28 protein-coding genes are annotated in these 25753 nt (G+C 34.1%); 13 read left to right on the forward strand and 15 right to left on the reverse strand.

Translation table 11 applies throughout. From position 1 onward, the window contains the following. Window positions 1-39: 39 nt before the first annotated feature. A complete protein-coding gene (locus tag KCG49_RS04520) occupies window positions 40-483 on the forward strand; it encodes an Lrp/AsnC family transcriptional regulator (protein WP_218545011.1) in 444 nt (147 codons plus the stop codon). A 23-nt stretch (window positions 484-506) separates the two neighbouring features. Here the strand turns inward: KCG49_RS04520 and KCG49_RS04525 are convergent, their stop codons facing one another. Further along, entirely contained in the window at window positions 507-1718 is a 1212-nt protein-coding gene (locus KCG49_RS04525; protein ID WP_218545012.1) for an MFS transporter, read from the reverse strand. Window positions 1719-1952: 234 nt separating this feature from the next. Between KCG49_RS04525 and KCG49_RS04530 the strand changes: the two genes are divergently transcribed. Continuing rightward, the gene (locus tag KCG49_RS04530; RefSeq protein WP_218545013.1) at window positions 1953-2558 is read left to right on the forward strand and encodes a DUF1684 domain-containing protein; all 606 of its coding nucleotides are present in this window, start codon (window positions 1953-1955) and stop codon (window positions 2556-2558) included. A gap of 120 nt (window positions 2559-2678) precedes the next feature. Here the strand turns inward: KCG49_RS04530 and crcB are convergent, their stop codons facing one another. After that, on the reverse strand, window positions 2679-3044 hold the full coding sequence (gene crcB / locus KCG49_RS04535) for a fluoride efflux transporter CrcB (protein WP_218545014.1): 366 nt from the start codon (window positions 3042-3044) through the stop codon (window positions 2679-2681). A gap of 22 nt (window positions 3045-3066) precedes the next feature. Beyond that, window positions 3067-4086 (reverse strand): SRPBCC family protein, encoded by a 1020-nt coding sequence (locus tag KCG49_RS04540; RefSeq protein WP_218545015.1) that lies wholly within the window; start codon window positions 4084-4086, stop codon window positions 3067-3069. Window positions 4087-4178: 92 nt separating this feature from the next. Between KCG49_RS04540 and KCG49_RS04545 the strand changes: the two genes are divergently transcribed. Continuing rightward, a complete protein-coding gene (locus KCG49_RS04545) occupies window positions 4179-6218 on the forward strand; it encodes a dipeptidyl-peptidase 3 family protein (RefSeq protein ID WP_218545016.1) in 2040 nt (679 codons plus the stop codon). A 74-nt stretch (window positions 6219-6292) separates the two neighbouring features. Here KCG49_RS04545 and KCG49_RS04550 read toward each other — a convergent pair whose 3' ends face one another. The 7 genes from KCG49_RS04550 to KCG49_RS04580 all read right to left on the reverse strand — a co-directional run bounded on the left by KCG49_RS04550 (window position 6293) and on the right by KCG49_RS04580 (window position 11793). Continuing rightward, the gene (locus KCG49_RS04550; RefSeq protein WP_218545017.1) at window positions 6293-6739 is read right to left on the reverse strand and encodes a hypothetical protein; all 447 of its coding nucleotides are present in this window, start codon (window positions 6737-6739) and stop codon (window positions 6293-6295) included. A 77-nt stretch (window positions 6740-6816) separates the two neighbouring features. After that, entirely contained in the window at window positions 6817-7437 is a 621-nt protein-coding gene (locus KCG49_RS04555) for a response regulator transcription factor (protein WP_218545018.1), read from the reverse strand. Continuing rightward, the gene (locus KCG49_RS16535; protein WP_218545019.1) at window positions 7434-9206 is read right to left on the reverse strand and encodes a tetratricopeptide repeat-containing sensor histidine kinase; all 1773 of its coding nucleotides are present in this window, start codon (window positions 9204-9206) and stop codon (window positions 7434-7436) included. The genes KCG49_RS04555 and KCG49_RS16535 overlap by 4 nt, the downstream gene beginning before the upstream one ends. 44 nt (window positions 9207-9250) lie before the next feature. Then, the gene (locus tag KCG49_RS04565; protein ID WP_218545020.1) at window positions 9251-9769 is read right to left on the reverse strand and encodes a hypothetical protein; all 519 of its coding nucleotides are present in this window, start codon (window positions 9767-9769) and stop codon (window positions 9251-9253) included. Between the two features lie 2 nt (window positions 9770-9771). After that, window positions 9772-10815 carry a S1 family serine peptidase gene (locus tag KCG49_RS04570; RefSeq protein ID WP_218545021.1) on the reverse strand — a complete coding sequence of 348 codons (1044 nt, stop codon included), beginning with the start codon at window positions 10813-10815 and terminating at the stop codon, window positions 9772-9774. A gap of 2 nt (window positions 10816-10817) precedes the next feature. Continuing rightward, the gene (locus KCG49_RS04575) at window positions 10818-11210 is read right to left on the reverse strand and encodes a hypothetical protein (protein ID WP_218545022.1); all 393 of its coding nucleotides are present in this window, start codon (window positions 11208-11210) and stop codon (window positions 10818-10820) included. A 397-nt stretch (window positions 11211-11607) separates the two neighbouring features. Then, window positions 11608-11793, reverse strand: coding sequence for a hypothetical protein (locus KCG49_RS04580; RefSeq protein ID WP_218545023.1), 186 nt, complete (start codon window positions 11791-11793; stop codon window positions 11608-11610). Window positions 11794-11866: 73 nt separating this feature from the next. Here KCG49_RS04580 and KCG49_RS04585 point away from each other — a divergent pair, with 73 nt between their 5' ends. After that, entirely contained in the window at window positions 11867-12253 is a 387-nt protein-coding gene (locus KCG49_RS04585) for a pyrophosphohydrolase domain-containing protein (protein WP_218545024.1), read from the forward strand. A 138-nt stretch (window positions 12254-12391) separates the two neighbouring features. On the opposite strand, the gene KCG49_RS04590 is transcribed toward KCG49_RS04585, so the two are convergent. After that, window positions 12392-13462 (reverse strand): branched-chain amino acid aminotransferase, encoded by a 1071-nt coding sequence (locus KCG49_RS04590; protein ID WP_218545025.1) that lies wholly within the window; start codon window positions 13460-13462, stop codon window positions 12392-12394. A gap of 117 nt (window positions 13463-13579) precedes the next feature. Between KCG49_RS04590 and KCG49_RS04595 the strand changes: the two genes are divergently transcribed. The 5 genes from KCG49_RS04595 (at window position 13580) to KCG49_RS04615 (ending at window position 17431) form a co-directional block, all read left to right on the forward strand. Next, window positions 13580-14083: a DUF4920 domain-containing protein gene (locus tag KCG49_RS04595; RefSeq protein ID WP_218545026.1), complete on the forward strand. Its 504-nt coding sequence runs from the start codon at window positions 13580-13582 to the stop codon at window positions 14081-14083. Continuing rightward, window positions 14061-14522, forward strand: coding sequence for a hypothetical protein (locus tag KCG49_RS04600; RefSeq protein WP_218545027.1), 462 nt, complete (start codon window positions 14061-14063; stop codon window positions 14520-14522). Before KCG49_RS04595 ends, KCG49_RS04600 begins: the two co-directional genes overlap by 23 nt. Next, on the forward strand, window positions 14523-15263 hold the full coding sequence (gene mnmC2 / locus KCG49_RS04605; protein ID WP_218545028.1) for a tRNA (5-methylaminomethyl-2-thiouridine)(34)-methyltransferase MnmC2: 741 nt from the start codon (window positions 14523-14525) through the stop codon (window positions 15261-15263). It begins immediately after the preceding gene. 447 nt (window positions 15264-15710) lie between these two features. After that, the gene (locus KCG49_RS04610) at window positions 15711-16001 is read left to right on the forward strand and encodes a GIY-YIG nuclease family protein (protein ID WP_218545029.1); all 291 of its coding nucleotides are present in this window, start codon (window positions 15711-15713) and stop codon (window positions 15999-16001) included. A gap of 524 nt (window positions 16002-16525) precedes the next feature. Further along, entirely contained in the window at window positions 16526-17431 is a 906-nt protein-coding gene (locus tag KCG49_RS04615) for a TIGR01777 family oxidoreductase (RefSeq protein ID WP_218545030.1), read from the forward strand. A 29-nt stretch (window positions 17432-17460) separates the two neighbouring features. On the opposite strand, the gene KCG49_RS04620 is transcribed toward KCG49_RS04615, so the two are convergent. From KCG49_RS04620 to KCG49_RS04630, 3 genes are all read right to left on the reverse strand, one after another. Beyond that, complete coding sequence (locus tag KCG49_RS04620) at window positions 17461-19374, reverse strand: right-handed parallel beta-helix repeat-containing protein (RefSeq protein ID WP_218545031.1); 1914 nt, start codon at window positions 19372-19374, stop codon at window positions 17461-17463. A gap of 125 nt (window positions 19375-19499) precedes the next feature. Further along, window positions 19500-20288: an anti-sigma factor gene (locus KCG49_RS04625; protein ID WP_218545032.1), complete on the reverse strand. Its 789-nt coding sequence runs from the start codon at window positions 20286-20288 to the stop codon at window positions 19500-19502. After that, window positions 20288-20842, reverse strand: a complete 555-nt coding sequence (locus KCG49_RS04630; RefSeq protein WP_218545033.1) for an RNA polymerase sigma factor — start codon at window positions 20840-20842, stop codon at window positions 20288-20290. The genes KCG49_RS04625 and KCG49_RS04630 overlap by 1 nt, the downstream gene beginning before the upstream one ends. 129 nt (window positions 20843-20971) lie before the next feature. On the opposite strand from KCG49_RS04630, the gene KCG49_RS04635 reads away from it, so the two are divergent. Continuing rightward, window positions 20972-21484, forward strand: coding sequence for a fasciclin domain-containing protein (locus KCG49_RS04635; RefSeq protein WP_218545034.1), 513 nt, complete (start codon window positions 20972-20974; stop codon window positions 21482-21484). Between the two features lie 275 nt (window positions 21485-21759). Here KCG49_RS04635 and KCG49_RS04640 read toward each other — a convergent pair whose 3' ends face one another. Beyond that, window positions 21760-22413 (reverse strand): YceI family protein, encoded by a 654-nt coding sequence (locus KCG49_RS04640; RefSeq protein WP_218545035.1) that lies wholly within the window; start codon window positions 22411-22413, stop codon window positions 21760-21762. Between the two features lie 164 nt (window positions 22414-22577). On the opposite strand from KCG49_RS04640, the gene KCG49_RS04645 reads away from it, so the two are divergent. The 3 genes from KCG49_RS04645 (at window position 22578) to KCG49_RS04655 (ending at window position 25753) form a co-directional block, all read left to right on the forward strand. Beyond that, window positions 22578-23126 (forward strand): nucleotide exchange factor GrpE, encoded by a 549-nt coding sequence (locus KCG49_RS04645; RefSeq protein WP_218545036.1) that lies wholly within the window; start codon window positions 22578-22580, stop codon window positions 23124-23126. Window positions 23127-23223: 97 nt separating this feature from the next. Further along, entirely contained in the window at window positions 23224-24339 is a 1116-nt protein-coding gene (dnaJ, locus tag KCG49_RS04650) for a molecular chaperone DnaJ (RefSeq protein WP_218545037.1), read from the forward strand. 487 nt (window positions 24340-24826) lie between these two features. After that, window positions 24827-25753, forward strand: a complete 927-nt coding sequence (locus KCG49_RS04655) for an ABC transporter ATP-binding protein (RefSeq protein WP_218545038.1) — start codon at window positions 24827-24829, stop codon at window positions 25751-25753.

The raw sequence follows: 25753 nt of genomic DNA on the forward strand, positions 1-25753 counted from the left end.
TACTTTAATATTTATGTAATTAACATGTAATTTCTTTAAATGAGTATAGATGGTTTAAATTGGAAGATTTTAAAGTGCCTGCAAGAACATGCACGAATGTCCAATGCTGAAATTGGTAGACGTGTTGGGATAAGTTCACCGGCTGTAAGTGAACGTATTAAGAAGATGGAAGATGCAGAGATTATTGAAGGTTATACCACTTTTGTTTCTCCCTTCAAAGCTGGCTATCAGTTAAAGGCTATTGTAACGCTTCGTGCTTTTATGGGGATGCTTAAACCCTTCTTGGAAAAAGTAAAAACCTATGACGAAGTGGTTAATTGTTACAGAATAACCGGTAATGAAAATATAGTGATGGAAGTGGTTTTAAAAAATCAGAAGCACTTGGAGTCTTTTATAGACCAACTGATTACCTATGGGGAGACTAAAACCCAAATTGTATTATCTCATGTGGTAAAGCACAGTGAGGTAAAACCTTTGAAATAAAATGTATTTGTAATTTAAGTTCATTATAAATTTTGTTTTATTCTATGATGTAACCAATACGATAATATTACAGCTAAAACTCCGTAACCACCAGTTACTAACCAGTTAACTTGATAACCATAAAGATCTACTATGTCCAACCCAAATTTTGGACTAAAAATATGTGCTAAAGAAAATGACATAGCGTACATGGCCATGTAACTCCCTTCTAAACCTTCCTTGGCACGCTGTAGAGCAAACTTATTGGTATAGGGGAAACCTAGCATTTCACTGAGTGTCATAAGTATTATACTTATAATTAATGTCCCGATCCAAAAGTTTTCATACAAAATAAAAAAGCTTGCTGTTAACAGTAAACAAGACATAATTATATGTTTTGTAATAGGAATTAGGCGTTTTTCTAAATAGTTTAGGAGTGGCATTTCAAAAACGACAATAATAGCTACGTTCATAAATAAGATGATGCCTATTTTAAATTCATTGAGGTGGAATATCTCATCATAATATAACGGCAATGTTGTAAATAATTGAAAAAATGCCATCCCAAAAAGAAAACATATAACAGAATGGATCCAAAACGTAAGATCTTTATATACAATATTCTTATATAAATTGTTATATCTCTCCCTTGTTTGAGACGGTGTTGTCGTTGGTGATTTTACTAAGTAATAGAATAAAGATATGGCCACAATACAAGTTAACCCATCGATCCAGAATAAGAGATTGTAACCTTTGAGCACAATGAACAAGCCAGCCAGGGTAGGACCAATTCCCATGCCGGCATTGATTGCCAATCTTAACAATCCTACCGATCTTGTTTGGTTTTCTTGTGTACTGTAAGCTTTTATAGCCACAAAAATAGCTGGCCGAAAAGTATCTGCAATAGACATGGTTATTAAAATACCAATACATAGCCCTAAAAATGAAGATATGTATTGTAATGCTATAAAGTTTAATCCAGTTATAAACAAGCTAATAACCATTACCTTATAAAAACCAATGGCATCAGTCAGTTTGCCTCCCAGCCAAGATCCAATAACAGAACCAATTCCGAAAAAGACAAAAACCCAACTGATTTCATTTATGGTAAACCCAAGATCGTTTTTTAAATAAAGAGAAAGAAAAGGTATTACCATAGTACCAGCTCTATTAACCAAACTTATTAGGGCGAGATACCAAATTTCTTTAGTTAATCCTTTGAAGGATTCAATGTAATTAAAGTAAAGCTTTTTCATGTTGGTTGTATTATAAAAATAAAAAGTCCGACGGTATCGTCGGACTTTTAAATATTGTTTAATGGTATATAATTATAGCTACAATAGATAATGCATCCGAATGTTCTGCGGAGAAATCACACAGGTCTGCTTTGTATATCTATTGGTTCTCAACATTATTTTTGCTTGTTTAACGATTCAAATCTACAATAAAATATGATAAGTTGTATTTTTGAACTTTAAAATAATTTATACATGAAGAATTTATTTTTACTTTTCTCAATCGTTTTTTCAGTAGGTTGTTCACAGGACAAACAAATGCTAAATGAAGAAACTGAGTGGCAAAAAGAACTAAATGCAGAGTATAAAGATGCTTCAAAATCACCTCTTAAGAAAAAAGATATAAAGAAGTTTAAGGGACTGGACTTCTTCAAGTTTGATTCAACCTATGTCGTTAGGGCAAATCTTAAACGAACACCAGATTCTAAATGGTTTAACATGAAAACCACGACGGATCGTGTAACCAAAGAACGCATTTTTGGGATCATTACTTTTGAATTGAAAGATGTTAAGTATCAACTCAATGTATACCAAGGAAAAGAATTGATGCAAACTGAAGAATATCGAGATTATTTGTTTTTACCATTTTTAGACGATACCAATGGAAATGAAAGCTATGGAGGTGGTCGTTATATCGATTTGCGAATTCCAGAAAATGATAGTTTAACAATTGATTTTAATACAGCGTATAACCCATATTGCGCTTATAATGAAAAGTACTCATGCCCAATTGTGCCAAGGGAAAACTATATTGCTACAGAAGTAAAGGCAGGTGTTAAAGTGTTCAAGAAGAAATCTTAAGTCCCAGTTTTTAGTCGCCGCAATACTTTGTTTAGGTATTTGGACTAAGGATTATATTATTCGGCATATTTTAAAAGCAATTTTTAAAAGTCTGCCCTTTGGAAAGATTTAGACGGGCTTTTATCTTGCCAAATACATGCCAAGGAAAACCGCCAAAAAACCTATAATAAAACTTGCAATAGTATAAATAGCAAAACTGGTAAAATCGCCAGATTTTAATAACACATGATTTTCGTATGCAAAGGTTGAAAATGTGGTAAATCCTCCGCAAAAACCTGTGGCCAGTAAAAGGGTTTGATTTTCAGAAAGACTGTTATTTTTTGCTGCCAATCCTAAAATAATACCTATTAAAAAACTGCCAACAATGTTGGCGGCAAAAGTGCCGTAAGGTATGCCATCGCCAGAGTTGTTAAGCCATTTTCCGACCAAAAAACGAAGTACACTTCCAAAGCCACCGCCAATAAAGACTATTAAGAGTTGTTTCATATATACTCAACGAAAATCTCAATTACTTTACAGCCACATAAATTTCGGTAACCCAATCTGCTGGGTTTGGTGTACTCATTGGGTCTGTTAAATAAGTTTCTAACATTGGCCCGACTTCAATCATTTCTAAATTGTTATCGGTAATATATTTCATAGTGGTTTCCCAAGCCTCTTTAAGGTTATTGTAATCTCCTTTTAAAACCGTCTTTACTGCTCTAAATGATTCTAATTGACCCGTTAATATACCTTCCTCAACTGAAATTACTTTAGAATTTGTGGGTACACAGCACGAGAAAATTACAGCATCATTTTCTTCATCCCATTTATAGTATAAGATAAATGGTGGTCCGGCCATGGTAACATTGTTCGTCATGGCATAAGCACCAACTTTTGGGAGCATTTCTTTCATTTTGGTTTCAAACTCACTGAACTTGCAAGATGTGGTATTGTATAAATAATAACCACCACTGTGTTGCGTTACTCCTTTAACATCAACGTTATAAACTTTCATTTCTTTCTGCACAACACTATCTAACATTTCCAAACCTCTTTCGTAATGCGGTCCAATTTGTTTTTCCATACCACCCATTACTGCAGAAAATGCCTTAAACATAAAAGGTAAATCTTTACCAGAAATAGACCAAGTGACATCAGTTGTACCACTGGCATTTTGTTCTAAATTCCAAGTGACTTCATTAGTCGGAAAATCAGCAAACTGCATTTCTTGTGTTATGGAACTGTTTGGCTTGGCATCAATAGTTTTCATGGTGCCAACACCGTCTTCATCTTCCCAAGAATAAGCTCCACCAATACCTTTGGTTTGTTCTGATAGGGTGATTTTTGTTTCAGGCTTGGCTTCAACCCATGAATTCCAAGATTCCCAATTTTTAAAATCGATGATGTTATTGTAAACAACTGCCTGTGGGGCATTTATAGTTCTTGTCCTAGTTACTTCAAAAGAATTGGGTTGTACCGCAATGTAAATTGAAAAGCCTATGATTAAAACCAACAGCAACAGCAAGATGTACTTAAGTATTTTCATTTCATTTGATTTAGTAGTTACCCAAAGATAGTAATTTTATGATATGTAATATATATGTTACATTTGCTTACATTAAAAAAACTAACATATTTATGAAACTAAAATCAATATTAACTATCTTCCTTATTACTTTGTTTTCCTTGTCTTGTAAAGATGATGCAAAAGAACCTGTAAAAGATGATGCAACGGAAAAAAAAGAAGCAAAATTTGACTATAATGTAGAGCAATTTGCTGACATTAAAATTCTTCGTTACCAAATTCCAGGATGGGAAAATCTTAGTTTAAAAGAACAAAAACTTGTATATTATCTAGTTGAAGCTGGTCTTGCTGGTCGTGATATGATGTGGGATCAAAACTACAGACATAACCTAAAAATCAGAAAGGCTTTAGAAGCTGTTTATACAAATTACGACGGAGACAAAACATCTGATAATTGGAAAGCTTTTGAAACTTATCTAAAGCGTGTATGGTTTAGTAATGGTATTCATCATCATTATTCAAACGATAAATTGAAGCCTGAGTTTTCTAAGGATTATCTAAATCAACTGCTTTTAGCAACGAATACAAAGTTAGATGGAGAAGCTTTTGATGTTATTTTTAATGATAAGGATTCTAAAAAAGTAAATCAGGCTAAAGGTGTTGACAATGTTGCATTGTCTGCAGTAAATTTTTATGGACCAAATGTCACCAACGTAGATGTTGAAAAATTCTATGCAGCCAAAACATCTCCCGACCCAAAGCGTCCATTATCTCATGGTTTAAATTCTCAATTAGTTAAAGAGAATGGTGTTTTAAAAGAGCGTGTATATAAATCAGGAGGCTTATATGGTTCTGCTATAGATGAAGTTGTAAAGTGGTTGGAGAAAGCGCAGGGAGTTGCCGAGAACAAAGCCCAAGGTGATGCTATTGGTCTATTAATTCAGTATTACAAAACAGGAGATTTACAAACTTGGGATGATTATAATGTGGCTTGGACGGCTGCTACAGCTGGTAATGTAGATTATATTAATAGTTTTATAGAAGTTTACAACGATCCATTAGGCTATAGAGGCTCTTATGAAACTATCGTACAAATCAATGATTTTGATATGTCAAAAAAGATGAAGGTACTATCCGATAATGCCCAATGGTTTGAAGATAATTCTCCATTGATGGATGAACATAAAAAGAAGAATGTTGTTGGTGTAACTTATAAGGTTGTTAACGTTGCTGGTGAAGCTGGCGATGCGTCTCCAAGCACACCGATAGGTGTAAATTTACCAAATGCCAACTGGATTAGGGCAGAAGTAGGAAGTAAATCCGTGTCTCTTGGAAACATTATCAACGCTTACAATAATGCAGGTGGAAGTGGACGTTTAAAAGAATTTGTACACGATGATGAAGAGTACAAACTCGAAGAAGACTATGGAAAGTTAGCTGATAAATTACATACGGCACTTCACGAAGTAATAGGCCATGCTTCGGGTCAGTTAAATCCTGGAGTAGGTGAGACCAAAGAAACTTTAAAGAATTATGCATCAACCTTAGAAGAAGGTAGAGCGGATTTAGTTGGTCTATACTATTTATACGACTCAAAATTACAAGAGTTAGGTTTGGTAGAAGATTGGAAAAAAGTTGGTATGGCAGCTTACGATGGTTATATAAGAAATGGTTTAATAACGCAATTGATCCGTTTAAATCTTGGTGATGATGTTGAGGAAGCTCACATGAGAAATCGGCAATGGGTTAGTGCTTGGGCTTATGAAAAAGGAAAAGCAGATAATGTGATTGAAAAAGTAACCAGAGATGGAAAAACGTATTTCAACATTAATGATTATGAGAAATTACACGACTTATTTGGTCAGTTATTAAGAGAAACCCAACGTATCAAGTCTGAAGGAGATTATGAAGCCGTAGAGGCTTTGGTAGAAGGTTATGGTGTAAAAGTAGACCAAGCGATTCACGCTGAGGTTTTAGAACGTAATAAGCAATTTACATCTGCCCCTTACAGTGGCTTTGTAAATCCTGTTTTAGTACCAGAAATGGATGATGCTGGTGAGATTAAAGCCATTAAAGTTACGCAGCCTGTTGGTTTTGCAGAACAAATGTTAGCATACAGTAAAAAGTACAGTCATTTGCCTGAGGTGAATTAAGATTCTCTTTATAGACTTAAACATTAAAAGCAGCCATATAGCTGCTTTTTTTATTAAAAATCGTATTAGTTTTTTTAGTTGGTGACGCTTATTTTAATACATTCAATAGACCTATTAGGAGATTTAGTTCCGCTCGAAGATATTGTTTGGCCATTAGCGAGAAATATAGTCGCATTCCAATCAATAGATTCTGAATTTTGAAATTGGTATTGAACTGTCCCTGTTGAGCTACAGTTTCCAGGTCCATTGGGCCATATAAAACCATTGGCGATATTTCCTATATACTCACCATCTATTGATATGTCTATATTGGTAATAGGAATATTTTGGAAAAAATTATAGCGTGCGTATAATGTTAAATCAGAATAAATACAACTATCATCATCAGTATCTGCCATTGAATCAAAGGTTAGCGATTTTTCATCCGTACAGCCATAGATAGGGTCAGATTCAGAGTTATCATCATCACTAGAGCAAGAAGTGATTAGAATACTTAGTATTAAAATTAATGATTTCTTCATAACGAATAATAGTTTGATTAATTTATCAAATCTAATTATCCATTAGTGGCGAAACTATACCTAATGAAAGGTAAATTTCAAAACGTATATTTTTTTTCTATGGCATAGCGCATTAATTCTCCTTTACCTTTAAGACCTAGAATACGAGCCATGTTTTTACGATGGGTGTCCACAGTATGAACACCAATGAAAAGTTCATCGGCAATTTCTCGTGAGGTTTTACCTTTGGCTATTAAGCCTAATATTTCGGTTTGGCGTTTGGTTAAAATACCCTTGCCCCTTTTATTGCTATCATTTTCTGCCTCTACTTTTATGTTGGAATCAAAATAGGTATTTCCTTTATAAACGGAACGTACAGCCTTTAAGACTTCCTCTAAAGGTGAATTTTTTAACAAATAACCACTAGCACCAGCATCTAACATTTGTTGTATAGCCTCAGCTTGATCGAACATAGTAAAACCTAATATCTTGGTATGTGGCAACTCTTTTTTTATTTGCCTTGTGGCGCTTATACCGTCCATTTTAGGCATTCTAATATCGGTAATGACAACGTTTGGTTGTTTTAAGATAACCAAATCTAAAAGTGCTTTGCCATCATTGGCTGTACCAACAATTTCTATATCGTCTTCATATTCTAATAGCAGTTTAATGCCGTCAATAAGCGACTGATGGTCTTCGGCTATAGCTAATCGTATCATAATGGTATATCTATTATAACAGTTGTTCCTTTGTTTTTTTCTGATTCAATAGTGAGTTTACCATCTAAGTGCTCCACACGCTTATCGATACTGCTTATCCCCATACCTTTTTTGGTTTTTGTCACTTGACTTGGATTAAATCCTTTTCCGTTATCTTCAACCATAATATTTATACTATCCTCATGATTGGTTAGGTGAATGGTTGCTTCACTAGCCTCAGCATGTTTTATAACATTGGTTATGAGTTCTTGTATAATTCTAAACGAAGTGAGTTCTAAACTATTTTCTAAACGGTTGTCTAGACCATGATCCAAAACATCTATTTGTATTTCATTTGAAGCAGATATTTTTTCAGCCATATGCCGCACCGCTTTTAATAAGCCTTGTTTGGCAATGACTCCAGAGTTCTTGGCATGTGCAACGCTACGTACTTTTTGATAAGCTTCTTCAATTAAATTATTGGTCTTCTCGTAAAGCTCAGGTGAGTCTTTATCTTTTAAAGCATTAAAATGTAATTTCACAGTCGCCATAAGTCCACCGAGGTCATCATGGAGGTCATTGGCGATACGTTGCCGTTCCTTTTCTTGTCCCTCTATCATCGCATCAATAGCTTTGAGCTCCTGTTCTTTTAAAACTGTGGCTAATTTTTGGGATTCTAGTATTTTTTCTTGTTCAGCTAGTTTTTGCTTACGTTTGGTGTTTTTAAAGATTAAAAAAGCGATAATACTTCCTAGGGCTAGGCTACCTCCCAAACCAATAGCTAAATTTTGGTTTTCTTTTCTTTTGGCTTCACTTTCGCTACGTTTTGCCTCAATCTCTAAATTTTCGTTACTAAGGCGTAGTATTTCCTTTTCTTTTTCAGCAGTTTGATACTTGGTTTTGTAATCTTGAATTTTTAAATCTTGCTCTTTATCATTTATACTATCACTTAGAGCTTTATACTTATTTTGGTATTGATATGCCAATTTAAATTCATTTTCTTTTGCATAGAGATCAGCCATGTTTTCATAAAAAATAATTTTCGATTTTGTTTTATTGGACTTTATGTTCATGGCATGAGCTTTCTGAAAATAAAGTTTTGATAGATCATAATTTTTAAGATATTTATATGCCTCAGCTTGATTGTTGTAGTTATATGCAATATTTGTGGTGTCTTTTATTTTTAACAAATAGGGTAAGCCAGCTTTAGTATAATTAAGTGAAGTTTCATATTTCCCTAAGTCTTTATATACAGATCCTAGGTTCATGTTATCAAATGCCATTTGCAAAGAATCTTTTATTGATTTTGATAGTTGATAGCTCTTTTCAAAAGTTTTTCTTGCTTCAATTGGAAATCCAGTTTTTAACAAAGTAGAGCCTATATCCAAATAAATTGTAAATAGAATATCTGGATCGGGATCATTTTTATATTTTATATAATCCTCTAATTCTTTAATAATTGGTGCAGTATCAATTTTTAGGTTGTTTTGATGTCTGACTATCTTCAGTAATTGCAGATTGCAATCTTTAACATCATCAATCTTGTTAATTTTATTAAATAAAGTTTTTGAATGAATCATAGTTAAGTATGCTTTATCTTGTTCATCAATGAAGTTGTATGAATAACCAAGGTAAAAAGACCATAATGCTTTATCATAGGTACTATGGCCAGAAGTATCTATATTTTTGAGATTGATAGCAGCTTCTAAATACTTTTCATTTGAGATTAATTCGAGACCTTTTTGAATATCAATATTTTGCGCATGGCAAAAACTAGTAGAAATGACCACGACTACTAGTTTGATAAAGTTTAATGATATTTTGTTTTTACTTTTTATTTTTTTCCTACTAATATATTTCCCTTATGCGTTTCGGGTTGATGTTCTCCCTCATATGCAAGAGTTTTATCGTCACATTTGTTCTGATCATAGGGATATTTTAAACATTCTTCTGTCAATTTTTTACAAATAGTATAAAAGTTATCTTCGGTACTTCTGTTATAAATAACTAATCTTATTTCGTTAATTACCTCAGGGCTAGACTCGGTTAAGTCAAACCCATCATTGACTGCAGACTTATATTCAAACTTATTTTGCTGTTGATTATAACTGACTTTTTCTACATGAATCTCAAGAATACGCTTTTTCGGACAAAAATTCACTTTTGATATGTGATAATATTTTCCTGAAGTAATTTTTTCTAAGGTAATGGTTATTAGCTCAGAATAATCTTTATTGGATATAGATTTCCAGTCACAAAATGTTCCGTGAACTTCAAAGTCTAGTATTAGGCTATTTATCACCAATTCGTGTTTTTTTAAACAATCTCCGTATTTAATTTCAACTTTACTCATAATTAATATTCTTTTGGATTAATGAACTTTTTAATTTTAATTTTTACATTATTGGGGTTTAACTCAACTCCATAATTAAAAATGGAGTTTAGATTATTAAAAACAGAATACTTGGAACAATCTCCACCTATTAGCATTCCTACGCCGTTATTTTGCTCATTGATTAGAATACTACCTGAGTCGCCAGAACAACTCATTTTTGTTGTCAATATTTGTTTGTGGAAATAGTTATACCCATTTCTATATTTAAGTTTTACATAGGCATTATCTGAGCGTATCGTTCCATGTTTTTTATAAGAAGTAGCACCGTGTAATTTTACTTTTTCACCGATTATTGGAGGTTTAGGTTCTAAAATAGGATTATCGTCCCAAATTGTTCCACCTTTTACTTTATCCTTATCTAACACAATGGCTAAAGCTATATCTGCTCCTTCATCAAATTTGCCAAACATTAATCTACCTATTACTTTAGAGTAATCTGTGGTTCTTTTTCTACTAATTTCAGTTGGTTGAAAAATTAGCTTTCCAGGTTCAAACCTTAAAGGGGACATTACATGATAATTGGATAAAATATACCAATCGTCACTACCATCATTGAGAGACACGATAGCGCCCAGTGTGCCTATGGAGTTACTTTCTTCGTATCTAATCGCACATCCTCCCGAAGCTGGCCTTATTGTGTTATGCGTTATTCGTTCTGCTTGCAGTTGAAAAGGCTCAACATTTTTAGTCTTAATATTAAGCTCAATATCTTCATTTATTATTTTATTATAGGTAACATTGTCTACTATGGATTCTATTGTAGATAATACTTTTCTGTAATTAGATTTTTTTAAGTACTCATTTATATTTAAAATCTTTATTTCAGTTTTCTTTTTGGATTTATTCCATATACCCATTTCAAAGTAAAAATTATTTAGATCGGGTCGTTTAATATTGACAGGTACTGATGCGATATAAACAGCGTTTGGGTAATCATTAAAGAATTCAAAATAATGATTATCAATTACTTGGTCTATTTTATCTTTATGGGTTATGGTAGCCATATCTACACCAAAGGGTTAAACAAATACACCAGAACAAAAACCGCAATAGCACCAGAAGCACTAATAGTCGGCTCTTTTTCTAAGAGCGACATTGTGTTGGGCTCTTCACTGCCATCTGCATTTGTGCGCATTAATTGATTACCATCGGGTTTATGGTTTAAGGAAATCATACCAGGAATAGAAATACTAATGGACGCTGCTGCTAGAGCAGTTAAAACACGATAAAACCAAAACAATGAATGGCTATGCATTAATTCTATTTTCTGATCTACGGTCATTTTTGGATCTACTTCAAGTGTCTGAATTAGTTGCAACTTGTTTGATATTATCATTATAACTGCAAAGACAAGAACACCAAATAGAAACATGGTAACAGGAGAGACTAATTTTTTCATGAGGGGTTGGTTTAATTAGTTAACATTACAAATGTGTGCTATAAAAGCATAGCAAAACATACCTACTATTGGGTATATTTAATTGTTACTAATTAAGGGTAGTGACCTAAAGATAGTTGTAAGGAGGTTGATTTCAAAATTATTTTTCAAATATTCTGAATGATTGTGAAAGAATACATTATGGACAAAGAAATCAAAAAATGAATGCGATTTATCCATTTTAGATTTTATTCGTGAAAATCGTCAGGTTTGTTTGAGCTCAATATCAAGAGAAGACCGTTAATAATAATCAAGCCCAAAACAACATAAAGTAGAATCATAGTATCTTTTGCAATAGAACAGCCTACGATTATAAACTCCTAAAATTCATATGTTAAAATTAAAGGTAATATGCTAATTACATAAAAATAAACTTCACAGTAGCAATCGTGGCAATAAAGCCTACAAAAGCTATCAACACCCAAATTGTGCCTTTATAATGCGCCTTATGAATCTTAATATCTTTTCGGTATTGGTAAGTGATTGCTATAACAAAAGCAATGAAGAATAAAATTCCGAAAATCAATTGACCAGTTGTGAACATTAGTTTATTTTTATGCAAATTTAAATATAAATACTAAGATTTCCGTTTTTGCGGAAATGAAAATTTCTTTCCAATGCAAGATAAAATTAATGCTGTTAAGGCATTTCATACCGCTTTTAAAATAGGTCATAGAGAAACTCCAAAAGCCCATTTAGGACTAGAGAAAAATATGCTGCGCTACAAACTTATGCGCGAGGAAAACGAAGAATATTTAGAAGCTGCGAACAACAATGATTTGGTTGAGGTAGCTGATGCACTAGGCGATATGCTTTATATTCTATGTGGCACTATTATAGAGCACGGTATGCAACACAAAATAGAAAAAGTTTTTGAAGAAATTCAACGAAGTAACATGAGTAAACTCGGTGAAGATGGCGAACCTATCTATAGAGAAGACGGTAAAGTACTAAAAGGCCCAAACTATTTTAAACCCAATATAAAAGAGGTTTTAGATTCTTAAAATTCTAAATAGTTGAATTCAGAATTTAGCGTTTTTATTTATTACTTCACCTAACACCTAACACCTAACACCTAACACCTAACACCTAACACCTAACACCTAACACCTAACACCTAACACCTAACACCTAACACCTAACTAACGTATCTCGTATCTCCAACCATGCTTATCGTCAGAGAGATTGTGCTGTATGTCTAGTAATGTGCTTTTAAAAAGTGAAGCATAGGAATCCTTAATTTGATCAATTTCAAAAACATCATCAGCATGTTCGAACGCTGAAACCGGACTTATAACCGCAGCAGTACCAGTACCAAAAATTTCTTTTAGGCTACCGTCTTTAGCTGCAGCTTTAATCTCCTTTACACTAACGCGTCTCACTTCACATTCAATACCCAAATCTTTAGCTAATTGAATCACACTCTTACGTGTTACACCATCCAATATTCTGTCATTATTTGGTGCGGTGATTAACTTATCATGTATTCTAAAGAAGATGTTCATTGTGCCAGCTTCTTCTAAGTATTTGTGTGAAGAAGCATCTGTCCATATAATTTGGTCAAATCCTTTCTTTTGTGCTAAGCTCGTAGGATAAAATTGTGCAGCGTAGTTACCGGCTGCTTTTGCAAAACCAACACCACCATCAGCAGAGCGACTATACTTTTCCGCAAATAATACGCGTACTGGCTCATTATAATAGGCCTTAGCTGGTGAGCAAATAATTATAAAACGATAAGAAGCTGCAGGTGAGGCAGAAATTGCAGGTTCTGTGGCGATGACAAACGGACGTATGTAAAGTGAGTTTCCAACACCAGGCTTAATCCATTCACTATCTAATCTTAAAAGTGTTTCTAAACCTTTAAAAAAATAATCTTCAGGAAACTTTGGCATTGCCAAACGTGCAGCAGACTTATTAATTCTGTTGCAATTCTCGTTTGGTCTAAACAAAAATATCTTACCATTTTCATCTTTGTAGGCTTTCATACCTTCAAAAACAGCTTGCCCATAATGAAACACTCTGGCAGAAGGCTCAATCGTCATCGCTTGGTAAGGCATAATCTGTGGAGTTTGCCATTTACCGTCTTCAAAATCGCAAACAAACATATGGTCTGTAAAAACACGACCAAATATTAGATTACTAAAATCAACGGTATTGATTTTAGAGTTTTCCGATTTTACGATAACGATTTCGTTAGGGTTTGTTTCTGTCATGAAAAGGCTGGGTTATTTTTCTGCAAAACTACGAAATCATTAGCGTTAAAAAAAGGTAATATTATCTTAAAATGCTTAAATTTGGTGCTCAAATAAAACCATTAGAAAATATCAGATATGAAAAAAATAGTTTTTTTACTAGCATTTGGAGTTGTATTATTTTCATGTAAAAATGAAACAAAAACTACTGAAGAAAATGTTGAAGAAGTGAAGAAAGAACTTGCCTACGCATCTTTTGGAATGAAAATCAACGATGCTGATGCCTTATCATCAGAGCGCATGATGGAACATTACAAAGGACTGAAAGCTGGCGATACGGTACCTGCAAAAATGAAAGCTAAAATCGTTGACGTATGTTCCAAGAAAGGCTGTTGGATGACTTTAGATATGGATGGAGAAAATGAGGTGATGGTAAAGTTTAAAGATTACGGGTTTTTTATGCCGCTTAATGCTGAAGGCAATGTGGTGGTAAATGGAAAGGCATTTGTTACGGAAACTTCTGTTGATGAATTAAGACACTATGCTGAAGATGCCGGTAAATCTGAAGAAGAAATAGCTGCTATTACCGAGCCAAAATTTGAATATCGTTTTGAAGCAGATGGCGTACTACTGGAGCAATAGAAAGTATTTACTCATAGTAACCCTAGGCTTACTTTTTAGTTTTAGTTGTAATAATAAAAAGGAAACAACCGAGAAATCTGAAAGCAAAAAGCCAGAACTGATAATGCACAAGCCTTCAGAAATGGCTATGTTAATGAATGCGTTATACGCTTTTAATCTACAGACCAAAAATCAGATTATTGCTGGTGAAAGCCCTGCTCAAATTCCTTTAGATCTACTAAAGTTACATTCAGCTGAGATGACAAAAGGAAAGGAGAGAACTAAAGTTTGGAACAGCTTTGTCAATGTTTTTATAGAATCTCAACAGGCTGTGGCAGACACACTTTCTAGTGCCAGTTTAAAATCACGTTATAACACAGCTATAAATAATTGTTTAGCGTGTCATAAGACTGAATGTGTCGGGCCAATACCAAAAATCAAAAAACTACTGATTAAATAGTTGAAACGAAAAATCATCACCACATCAGATGGTTCAAAAACCATTCAGATAGAAGATTGGAATGAGCAATATCATTCCATCCATGGTGCCATACAAGAAGCAAATCATGTGTTTTTAAAACATGGTTTGCTTTTTTATTCTGAATTTATTTCAGAATCTCATAAAGATTGTCGTTCAGAGCATCAAATAAAGCATAATCGAAATTCAAATGAAGACTCTAATGCTATAAATATCCTCGAAATTGGTTTCGGCACAGGATTAAATGCGTTTTTAACTCTGATTGAAACTGAAAAGCTAAAGCAACGCATCAGTTATGTTGGAGTAGAAGCGTATCCTGTTAAAGAAGATGAAATTACTCAACTCAATTATGTAGCATTGATTTCTGAGGCGCATAAAACTGAATTTAAAAGCATGCACCAAGTCTCTTGGGAAAAGCAACACCAAATTACTCCATACTTCCAATTAGAAAAAAAGAAAAAATTTTTCAAAGCCATTGATGCAGAAGATGAATTCGACATCATCTATTTTGATGCATTTGGAGCTAGAGTACAGCCCAAATTATGGACAGAAGATATCTTCGCCATTATGTTTAAAGCACTAAAAGTAAATGGTGTATTGGTCACTTATTCTGCAAAAGGAAGTGTAAGACGTGCTATGCAAACTGTTGGTTTTACGGTAGAACGCCTTCCCGGTCCACCAGGGAAAAGGGAAATGTTACGAGCGTGCAAAATGTGTTTGTAACATTCGGTGAGCAAAGCGAGCCAAATGCTAAAGGCAAGGAAAATATAATTTGATGTCACTTTGAGTGATTTCAACGTGTTGAAATTGCATCGAGAAGTCATTTGAGTATGTTGGTTCGTGGTTTACCCTTTGTGTCACTTCGAGTGATTCCGAAGAATGGGGAATTGCATCGAGAAGCCTTTCAAATCCTGAAGATATTTCTCTTTGGTTACCCTTTATGTCACTTCGAGTGATTTCGAAGGATGAGGAATTGCATCGAGAAGCCTTTCAAATCTTGAAGATATTTCTCTTTGGTTACCCTTTATGTCACTTCGAGTGATTTCGAAGGATGAGGAATTGTATCGAGAAGTCTTATGAAAGATGGTTCTCGATACAAATTTTATCCTCTATGGAGTCTAAAATTCACTCGAACTGACATAGTCGTATATTTGTTTACCATATAATTACATGAAAATCTATTACGTCTACATATTGAAATGTTCTGATAATACTTATTATACTGGAATAACTTCTAATATAGAAAAAAGAATTACAGAGCATCAATCTGGAAAACATAAGGACAGTTATACATACTTAAGAAGACCTGTAGAATTGGTTTTTCGTGCTGAATTCACTAATGTAGAGTTGGCAATAGATACTGAAAAACAAATTAAGAAATGGTCAAAAGTTAAGAAACAAGCTTTGATCAACAATGAATTTGATAAACTACCTAATTTGTCAAAAAAGAAGTTTAAATAAATCAACATTGTTACTTCGAGTGATTCCGAAGGATGAAGAATTGCATCGAGAAGTCTTTCGTCAATAAAATATTCCTCTTTAGTTGTCCTTTATGTCACTTCGAGTGATTCCGAAGAATGAAGAATTGTATCGAGAAGTCTTTCAAATCTTGAAGATATTTCTCTTTGGTTACCCTTTATGTCACTTCGAGTGATTTCGAAGGATGAGGAATTGTATCGAGAAGTCATTTGAGTATGTTGGTTCGTGGTTTACCCTTTATGTCACTTCGAGTGATTCCGAAGGATGAGGAATTGTATCGAGAAGCCTTATAAAAGATGGTTCTCGATACAAATTTTATCCTCTATGGAGTCTAAAATTCACTCGAACTGACAGCGCCATTTTATCGAAGTTACATGAGGTGTCGATACATTAATTATAAACTCAAAACAACTTGAACTAGCATTTCAGTTTTGCAAACGTTAAATCCAAACTAAAGTCCATAGCAACACTTTTAGCCTTTCGTATCTTTGTAGAAAGAAAAGGCAATGACCGTTTTAATAACAGGAGCAACAGGATTAATAGGGCAGGAGATTGTAAAACAATGTCATGCCGAAGGTATAGATGTCCACTATTTAACCACATCTATATCAAAATTAAGCGCAGAGGACAACTACAAAGGCTTTTACTGGAATCCCAAAAATAACGAGATTGACCATACCTGTTTTAAAGGTGTTTCTGGGATTATCAATATGGTTGGGGCATCAATTTCTAAACGTTGGACAGATAGCTACAAAAAAGAAATCCTCGAAAGTCGAACTCAAACGGCACAATTATTACAAGATACCATAAAAGCACATAGCTATAAGATAGATTATGTGGTTTCTGCCAGTGCGATTGGGATTTATCCAACAAGTCTCACCAATTATTACGAAGAAACTTATACCGAAGTCTCAGATACCTTTTTAGGCGAAGTAGTAGAGCAATGGGAAGCTGCAGTAGATGGCTTTAAAATTCTCGGTTGTAAAGTTGTAAAGATTAGAATCGGACTGGTCTTGGCTAAGGATGGTGGGGCGTTACCAAAAATCGTAAAACCCATTAAGTTTGGTGCAGGAGCTGCTTTTGGTTCTGGAAAGCAATGGCAAAGTTGGATACACGTTGAAGATTTGGCCAGTATTTTTGTTTATGCCTTGCAATACCAATTAGAAGGTATTTACAACGGAGTAGCACCAAATGCGGTATCTAACCAAGAACTTACCAAACTGGCAGCCAATGTCTTGGAACGTCCATTACTCTTACCCAATATCCCAAAATTCGTCATGAAATTGGCCTTAGGCGAAATGCATATTCTCTTATTTGAAAGCCAACGTGTGAGCTCACAAAAAATAGAGAATAAAGGGTTTCATTTTAAGTATGCGAATTTGAGACCAGCTTTGGAGGATTTGTTGGGGTAAAAAAGTTATAATTTTGGAATTGTCCAGTTTTAATTAATCTTTCCATTACCGATTTTAATAATTTCAAAGCTAAACTCTTTGTCATTTATGTTTCCGTTTTTATGTTCTATAATAAGTTTGTTGTTTTGAACTGAAAAATTAAAAGCTGGCCAGCTAGGTGAAATCCATGTATCAGGATTAGGTTCAACATCTACATAGCCTAATTCGCTAATAACTGCTACCTCTTGTAGGTTTGAAAGGCTTTTGGAAATTAACAGCAAATATGTTGAAGAGGTACCAGGATTATTGATGTCAGTTAATTTTTTTTTATCTCCAAACCAACAATGTACCTTTAGAAAAAATGAAAATTTGTCTTCATTAACACCTTTTAGATTTAAAAGTTCAGTAGAGTTGGAATCAGGAAAGGTTATCGTTTTATTTACGATATTTCCTGATGGGTATTTAGAAAAATTATTTCTTCTTTCTATTTGATTTTGAATATCAAAATTTCCTATTTCAGTGAAAATTTTACTGTCGTTTTCACCTCTTTCTTCTTTTAGCGAATGGTTCGTGCCATTTAAATAGGTAAACTTACCATCATAGGTGATACCATAATGATCAATTTCTGATAAAAGAGTATAAGTTCCATTTGAATGGTGTATTGTATCATAAGCTTTAGTGTAGATTACGTTTGAGTTTACAAATATTGATTGTAATAAGTTCTTGTTTTGTGAATCGTCGATAATCTCTATGCCATTAGTGGTTGCTTGTCTAATGACATTGCCAACAATAGTAGATTGAGCAGGTATTGCACGTACCCTTAACTTTATTCGAGGAGAAAGTTTTATTAGATTATTTGTTGTCACTATGTTGTTGTTACTGATTTGAAAGGATTTAACCTTATCAATAAGAATTCCTTCTTCTTGTGGTTCGAAAATTTGATTATTATGTATTTTAATTTGATCAGATAGATTATCTCCAATATGTATAGATTTGGTTTTGTTACCTGAATTACCAAAGAAAGTATTGTTAGCTATAATCACTCCATCTGATGACTTCATGTAAATATCTTTAATATTACTATAAAAAACATTATCATTTATTATTATATCATTAATTGACGCAAACTTTGTAGTGGGTAAGTTGTCATCGTTTTCGTCAAAAAAAACAGAATAATTATTATTTTTCAGTACAGAGTTAGTGATTTGGATAGTTCCTAAAGAATGAAATTTATCGTTAGCATTTGCATAAATAGCTTTATCACAATTTTCAATATAAACATCATTAATAAGCATATCCCTTATTCTAGAATTAGTACCTATTCTCTTAAGTTGCAACCCAAAAGTATCAGTTGATAAAGAATCGAAAACAATAGATAAATTATTTATAGTATTATTTAAAAAGCTTTCGTCTTTTGATTCTATTATTAACGAAGTATTTTTAAGTTTTAACTTATAAATATTAAAACATGAACTCTTTATAATAATATTTGTACTAGAGTAGTAAATACCATCCCAATTTATTTGACTAGAGAAATTAAGAGCGTTGGTTATTGCATTTTCATCATTGGCTATTCCATTACCAACAGCGCCAAACCATTCTGGATAACCAATGTTTGTGCATGAATTTCCTGTGACGCTTCCAATTCCTTGAATATCAAATATTTGATATTGTCTAGCATTAATATTACCATCTATGGTCAGTACAACTCCATTAGCAATTATAAGCATATTACTTTTGAAAAATTTTAGCTCAATTCCCTCAGGGATTGTAAAATTATCATTAATGAAAATATTTCCTTTTATCGAAATAGTTCCTTCGTTATTTAATAGACTAATTGCGTCAGATAGTACATTATTATTTGTAGTGTCATTATCTTGGATACCTCCAGATAGTACGACTTCAGTTTGTCCTAAAATGAACAAGGTAAAAAGTAGACAAAAAATGGTTGCACTTAATTTCATGGCTGATATATTTTTTGGTTTATTAATTAACTAAACTCAATCATGTTTAGCTTCATGATGTTTATACCAATAAATTTACATCAAAAAAGACCCAATACTATACGTAACCCTACGTATTTTTTAAACTAATTAAGATAGACGTTGGTTACCAACTTTTCAACGGTAGGATGGTCATTACCACCAGCAGGTTCTATGGTAATATTAAGGGATTCGGCATGGTCGATATAGGCCATGGTCATTAGGGTCTTGTCTTTAGCAATGACACCCATATTTATCATTTCGCCTTCAACGTCTGCCCACATTTGGTAGTCGTGCTCGTCATCTAATTTGGGTAAGCGTTCGGTGTTTATCACTACAGACTTGTTCTTATGGTTCACATAACTCACTACTTTAGCTTCAGGCAATAAGTCATTACCTTCTAAAATGTATTGCTCCGTATCTGGGTTAACAATGGCTGTGTAAAACGTGTTGGTTTGTTCTAGCTCTTTATTTAAGACTTCGATTGTGGTATTAAGTTCTGTGTTATTGGTTTCAACCGTTTCTAATTGTTGTTTTACAGTATTGAGTTGGCTGTACATCCAAAAACTTCCTATCATCAATAGTGCAGCTACACTTGCAGCAATACCCAAATAGAATTTTATATTATTGTTTTGGTTGAGTTCTACAACTTTAGTCGCTTTTGTTGAGGAAGAAGCAATATGTTCTAAAAGTTGTGATTTTACCGATGGAGGAGGAGTAATGGCATTTTCTAAACCAAGGGTTTCAAAGTCTTGTTCCAATTGGTCAAAATGAGCTTTAAGCTCAGTGTCAGATGCCAAGAGTTGCTCAACCTGTTCACACTCCTTGGCGTTGAGTTCTCCGAGCAAATATTGCTCCAATAGTCCGTTTTCTAATAGCGTCTTCTTATCCATCATCACAGCGCATTTAGTATTAGTAGAATTAAACTTAGTGTTTTGGCATAAGTAATTTTAAGTTGTTTTAGAGCCTGACGTACATAAGATTTAAACGTCCCTAGAGGCACATTCATTTCTTGGTGTGCTTCTCTATGGGTTAAGCCTTTAAAGTATACCAACTCTATAGCTTCCTTGTGGTGAGCCTCTAGTGTGGTGACAGCCCCATTGAGCTCTAAATACTCAGGTTCAATACTAATAGCATCTTCTTTATTATTATGTACACTAAAATCATCGGTTTGGATGAGCGGGTCACTTTTTCTAAGCATATTTAACGTTTTGTTCTTGGCAATACGATATACCCAAGTATAAAAACGGCCTTTCTCAGCATCGTAGTTTTCGGCTTTATCCCAAACCGTCATAAAAGTGTCTTGCAATAAGTTTTGGGCTTTGCCTTCATCACGTATCATTTTTAAAATCACACTGTAGATGGAGCCAGAATATTTATCGTACAGTAATGATAGCGCACGCTCATCCTTGTTTTTCAACTGTTGAATAAGAGTGCTGTCGTTTTGCATTAATGTTAAAGATTTCCCAAAAATAAGATGTTGCTCATCCATCATAAATAAGCCTGTGTAAATATAAATGAAAGCACTTCAAAAACGAAATAAGTGCACCATTTAGTTTAACCAAAATTTAAAACAATTATGAAAAAATTAGTATTTGTATTGACAACTTTAGTGGCCTTAGTATTTTCACAAACCGTTACGGCACAAAAAACCATTGTAGACGCAGCAGTAGGTAATGATGATTTTTCAACCTTGGTTACTGCATTAAAGGCAGCAGATTTGGTCGAGGCTTTGCAAGGTGATGGACCATTTACGGTTTTTGCACCTACAAATGATGCCTTTGCCAAAATCGACGAAGCTACTTTAGGAAGTTTGTTAAAGCCAGAGAACAAGGAGACCTTGGCTAAAATCTTAACCTACCATGTTGTGCCAGGGAAACTAATGGCAAGTGATGTTGTAGCGGCTTTAAAGAAAGGGAAAGGTATGGTTGAAGTTAAGACTTTGGCTGGTGAAATTCTAACAGTAAAGCAAAAAGATGGAAAAATTTGGTTGAAAGACCAAGCAGGTAATTACAGTGAAATCACTGCGACAGATGTAGAAGGAAGCAATGGTGTGATTCATGTAATTGACACCGTAGTAATGCCTAAGTAATGTTTTAGTGTTAATAGTTTATTAGCGCATTACTGCAAACAAACGCTATACATCAATATTTAGGTTGATGGTGATTGATGTAAAGCAAGGCAATTTTAGAAATAAAGTTGCTATGAAAGAAAAAGCACTTACAGTGATGTAAGTGCTTTTTGATTTTATTAGTCTTGTCACTTCAAGTGTCCTCACGTTTACTGTAAAGATGTATGGAGAAGTATTATTAATTAAAAAGTTCTCAATACTTTTCTTTCAGAAAAACTCGAACTGACAAGTTTTAACTAAGCCTTTGTAGCTACCAAATTCACCTTTAATTCAATATCATCGTTGATAAATTTATCGCCCAAATTATCAAAGAACGATTTAGAACCATACTCCACATTCCATTTAGAACGGTCAATAGTAAATGTTTCACTGGTTAAAGTCATGGTGTCACCATCCATTGAAGTGGTTACAGGAATGCTAATGTTGTTGGTTTTCTCTTTCATGGTTAAGTTACCAGATAGCATCGTTTTTCCATCAGTAGTTTCTAAACCAGTAACTTCAAATTTAGCGTTCGGATATTTTTCAACATCAAAGAAATCAGCACTTGTTAAATGCCCTTTTAACTTGGCATTACCTTCGTCATCAGCTGGTATGTCCAAAACGTCAATACTGCTCATATCAATGACAAACGTACCACTTTCTATAGCGCCGTCATTAACTTTTACTTGTCCTTCGCTAATTGCTATGGTGCCATTATGAGAACCTGTAGGTTTAAAACCTTTCCAAGCAATAGTGGATTTATCCGCAACTGCGTTATAAGTTACTGCTGTTGCCTCTGCCACTGCAGCTTCTTCGGCTTTTGTAGTTTCTGCTTCATTGGCTTTGTCCTTACAGCTAGAAAAAGTAACTAAAGCTACTACAGTGAAAATTTTTAAAAATGATGTTTTCATGTTAGTGTTTTTTAAATTTTGTTTAAGCCACAAAGTTACGAATTAGAAATCCCAACTCAGTATTAAAAAAATGTTAATGACATTTTGACATTTTAATAATAATGGCAGTACTTTTGCACACCTAAATCGAAGATTTAAAATTAAGTTTTAAAACACAACTCAAAATGAGTAAAAAAAATAAAAATAAAGAGGTTGAAGAATCTCAAGTAGAAAACGCTGCAACAGCGACAGCAGAAGTCGAAGAACAGAAGGAACAAAAATCCGCAGAGGAGCAATTGCAAGATCAGTTAGCTGCTGAGAAAGATAAATTTATGCGCTTGTTTGCCGAGTTTGAAAATTATAAAAAACGAACAAACAAAGAACGTATAGAGTTATTCAAAACAGCTAGTGAGGGAGTAATGTTAGCGATGTTGCCTGTTTTAGATGATTTTGAACGTGCACTAACGCACATAGAAGAAGATAAGGAAGCTGAGGAATTACGTAAAGGTGTTTTATTGATCTATAATAAACTCTTAACAACTTTAGAACAAAAGGGCTTGTCTAAGATTGAAGTCAATAAAGGTGATGCCTTTAATGCAGACGATCACGAAGCGGTAACACAAATCCCAGCACCAAGTGATGATTTAAAAGGAAAAATCATTGATGTTGTTGAGCGTGGTTATAAATTAGGAGATAAGGTGATTCGTTTTCCTAAAGTAGTTATTGGGCAATAGAGAAACAATCTTAATTGCCGCCCTGAGCGCAGTTGATGGGCTGAAAACGAAAAGTAAATTACAATAAAAGACATCACGTTAAAGCGTGAAACGAAAGATGAAAGAAGATTATTACGACATATTAGGAGTAAGCAAAGATGCTTCCGACTCTGAGATTAAAAAAGCCTATCGTAAAATGGCTTTAAAGTATCATCCAGATAAAAATCCTGACGATAAAGAAGCAGAAGAAAAATTCAAGAAAGCAGCAGAAGCTTACGAAGTATTGAGTAATGCAGATAAAAAAGCGCGTTACGACCAGTTTGGTCACCAAGCCTTTGAAGGTGGAGGTGGCTTCGGTGGAGGCGGTATGAATATGGATGACATTTTCAGCCAATTTGGTGATATTTTTGGTGGAGCTTTTGGTGGAGGCGGATTTAGCGGTTTCGGTGGAGGTGGCAGACAGCGTATGGTTAAAGGGAGTAACCTAAGAATTAGAGTAAAGTTATCTTTAGAAGAAGTTGCCAATGGAGTTGAGAAGAAAATAAAAGTAAAGCGCAAAAAACAAGCAGAAGGTACAACCTATAAAACTTGTGGAACCTGTAACGGTTCTGGTCAAGTAACCAGAGTTACCAATACTATTTTGGGAAGAATGCAAACAGCTTCTCCTTGCCAAACTTGTGGTGGAGCTGGACAAATTATTGATAAAAAACCATCTGATGCAGATCCTCAAGGTCTAAAAATAGTTGAAGAAACGGTATCGGTTAAGATTCCCGCAGGTGTTGTTGATGGCATGCAACTAAAAGTCACAGGAAAAGGGAATGATGCGCCAGGAAATGGTATTGCAGGTGATTTATTGGTGGTGATATCTGAGGAAGACCACCCAACTCTAAAGCGCGAAGGAGATAACCTACACTACGATATGTACGTAAGCTTACCTGATGCAGTCTTAGGAACGTCCAAAGAAATAGACACAGTTACTGGAAAAGTTAGGATAAAAGTGGAAGCTGGTGTGCAATCTGGAAAAATATTGAGACTACGCGGAAAAGGTATTCCGAGCATTAACGGTTATGGTAAAGGAGACTTATTGGTTCATGTAAATGTATGGACGCCAAAGACTTTAAACAAAAAGCAAAAAGAGTTTTTTGAAAGTATGCGAGAAGACGAGCATTTTGAGCCTAAACCAGAGAGCTCAGATAAATCTTTTTTTGAAAAGGTTAAAGATATGTTTTCATAAAAAGCCTCTGTTTAAGAAAAAATATTATCTTTGAATTATCGCTAATGCTAATTAGCGGTAATTTTTCTTTTTCATAGCAATTTTTTCCCATCCTTATCTAACCATAAGGGTGGGTTTTGTTTTTCTGGTCATTAACTCGTTTCTGCGTCTCATCAACTTAGGCAAGATTATAGATTATTACTCGAACGAGTGGCTGTTTAAAAAGTTAATAAAAATTAGAACCTTCACATTGCGCATAGTCGAAATATGTTTAAAATCTAGCGATTAAGTTTTTCAACTGCGCTTAAAATGACAGAAGTAAAGACCTTTTTGTCAGCTTTCTCATTTTAAGATAAAATTGAAGCGAATTTTCTAAGTTTAACATTCACATCAAAAATTTATAGCTTTTAAGTCAATAAAATAAGGAATTTGTAAACGTAGCATACCGTAAAACTCTTCAACATTTAATATATTTACGGACTAACCCTATATAAAAATTAAGTTCTTTATGAATGACTTATTAGTTGCTGATTCCGTGTCTAAAAACTTTGGGAATTTTAAAGCACTAAATCAGGTGTCCATTGCTGTGCCAAAAGGTAGCATCTTTGGATTGCTTGGGCCTAATGGAGCTGGAAAAACGACATTGATTCGTATTATCAATCAAATCACCATGCCAGACGAAGGTAACGTTCTGCTAGATGGGCAACCTTTAAAGCCAGAGCATATTAAAGATATTGGATATTTGCCCGAAGAGCGTGGTTTGTACAAATCTATGAAGGTTGGTGAGCAATGTCTGTACTTGGCGCAACTAAAAGGATTGGGTAAAGCGGAAGCAAAAAGTAGGCTCAAATATTGGTTTGAAAAATTAGAAATAGGAGATTGGTGGAATAAGAAAATTCAAGAGCTAAGTAAAGGACAAGCTCAAAAGATTCAATTCATAGTTACTGTTTTACATCAACCTAAGCTTCTTATTTTTGATGAACCTTTCTCAGGTTTCGATCCCATAAATGCGAACCTCATTAAGGATGAAATTTTGCAATTAAGGGACGAAGGAGCTACAGTTATTTTTTCGACCCATCGTATGGAATCGGTTGAGGAGTTATGCGATCATATTGCATTGATTCATAAATCTAATAAGGTGTTAGACGGAAAACTTAATGATATTAAGCGTCAATATAAAACCAACACGTTCGAAGTCGGTTTGCAATCTAACAATAGTGATGCGGTACTTACGGAAATAAAAAATAAGTTTGAAGTACTTCCTGCCACTTTCAGAAATTTGAATGATGATATAAAATTGAATATTAAAATAAATGAAAACACATCATCTAATGACTTGCTTACGTTTTTAACCTCAAAAGCCGAAGTGCATCACTTTGTTGAGGTGATTCCATCGGCCAATGATATTTTTATTCAAACTGTAAAAAATAACTAA

The sequence above is a fragment of the Winogradskyella luteola genome (assembly GCF_019203985.1).
Classification (GTDB): Bacteria; Bacteroidota; Bacteroidia; order Flavobacteriales; family Flavobacteriaceae; genus Winogradskyella; species Winogradskyella luteola.

Bases quoted from the DNA above. Each gene is read 5' to 3' on its own strand.
- KCG49_RS04520 (WP_218545011.1), top strand. From the start codon at position 40: ATGAGTATAGATGGTTTAAATTGGAAGATTTTAAAGTGCCTGCAAGAA.
- KCG49_RS04525 (WP_218545012.1), bottom strand. From the start codon at position 1,718: ATGAAAAAGCTTTACTTTAATTACATTGAATCCTTCAAAGGATTAACT.
- KCG49_RS04530 (WP_218545013.1), top strand. From the start codon at position 1,953: ATGAAGAATTTATTTTTACTTTTCTCAATCGTTTTTTCAGTAGGTTGT.
- crcB (WP_218545014.1), bottom strand. From the start codon at position 3,044: ATGAAACAACTCTTAATAGTCTTTATTGGCGGTGGCTTTGGAAGTGTA.
- KCG49_RS04540 (WP_218545015.1), bottom strand. From the start codon at position 4,086: ATGAAAATACTTAAGTACATCTTGCTGTTGCTGTTGGTTTTAATCATA.
- KCG49_RS04545 (WP_218545016.1), top strand. From the start codon at position 4,179: ATGAAACTAAAATCAATATTAACTATCTTCCTTATTACTTTGTTTTCC.
- KCG49_RS04550 (WP_218545017.1), bottom strand. From the start codon at position 6,739: ATGAAGAAATCATTAATTTTAATACTAAGTATTCTAATCACTTCTTGC.
- KCG49_RS04555 (WP_218545018.1), bottom strand. From the start codon at position 7,437: ATGATACGATTAGCTATAGCCGAAGACCATCAGTCGCTTATTGACGGC.
- KCG49_RS04565 (WP_218545020.1), bottom strand. From the start codon at position 9,769: ATGAGTAAAGTTGAAATTAAATACGGAGATTGTTTAAAAAAACACGAA.
- KCG49_RS04570 (WP_218545021.1), bottom strand. From the start codon at position 10,815: ATGGCTACCATAACCCATAAAGATAAAATAGACCAAGTAATTGATAAT.
- KCG49_RS04575 (WP_218545022.1), bottom strand. From the start codon at position 11,210: ATGAAAAAATTAGTCTCTCCTGTTACCATGTTTCTATTTGGTGTTCTT.
- KCG49_RS04580 (WP_218545023.1), bottom strand. From the start codon at position 11,793: ATGTTCACAACTGGTCAATTGATTTTCGGAATTTTATTCTTCATTGCT.
- KCG49_RS04585 (WP_218545024.1), top strand. From the start codon at position 11,867: ATGCAAGATAAAATTAATGCTGTTAAGGCATTTCATACCGCTTTTAAA.
- KCG49_RS04590 (WP_218545025.1), bottom strand. From the start codon at position 13,462: ATGACAGAAACAAACCCTAACGAAATCGTTATCGTAAAATCGGAAAAC.
- KCG49_RS04595 (WP_218545026.1), top strand. From the start codon at position 13,580: ATGAAAAAAATAGTTTTTTTACTAGCATTTGGAGTTGTATTATTTTCA.
- KCG49_RS04600 (WP_218545027.1), top strand. From the start codon at position 14,061: ATGGCGTACTACTGGAGCAATAGAAAGTATTTACTCATAGTAACCCTA.
- KCG49_RS04610 (WP_218545029.1), top strand. From the start codon at position 15,711: ATGAAAATCTATTACGTCTACATATTGAAATGTTCTGATAATACTTAT.
- KCG49_RS04615 (WP_218545030.1), top strand. From the start codon at position 16,526: ATGACCGTTTTAATAACAGGAGCAACAGGATTAATAGGGCAGGAGATT.
- KCG49_RS04620 (WP_218545031.1), bottom strand. From the start codon at position 19,374: ATGAAATTAAGTGCAACCATTTTTTGTCTACTTTTTACCTTGTTCATT.
- KCG49_RS04625 (WP_218545032.1), bottom strand. From the start codon at position 20,288: ATGATGGATAAGAAGACGCTATTAGAAAACGGACTATTGGAGCAATAT.
- KCG49_RS04630 (WP_218545033.1), bottom strand. From the start codon at position 20,842: ATGCAAAACGACAGCACTCTTATTCAACAGTTGAAAAACAAGGATGAG.
- KCG49_RS04635 (WP_218545034.1), top strand. From the start codon at position 20,972: ATGAAAAAATTAGTATTTGTATTGACAACTTTAGTGGCCTTAGTATTT.
- KCG49_RS04640 (WP_218545035.1), bottom strand. From the start codon at position 22,413: ATGAAAACATCATTTTTAAAAATTTTCACTGTAGTAGCTTTAGTTACT.
- KCG49_RS04645 (WP_218545036.1), top strand. From the start codon at position 22,578: ATGAGTAAAAAAAATAAAAATAAAGAGGTTGAAGAATCTCAAGTAGAA.
- dnaJ (WP_218545037.1), top strand. From the start codon at position 23,224: ATGAAAGAAGATTATTACGACATATTAGGAGTAAGCAAAGATGCTTCC.
- KCG49_RS04655 (WP_218545038.1), top strand. From the start codon at position 24,827: ATGAATGACTTATTAGTTGCTGATTCCGTGTCTAAAAACTTTGGGAAT.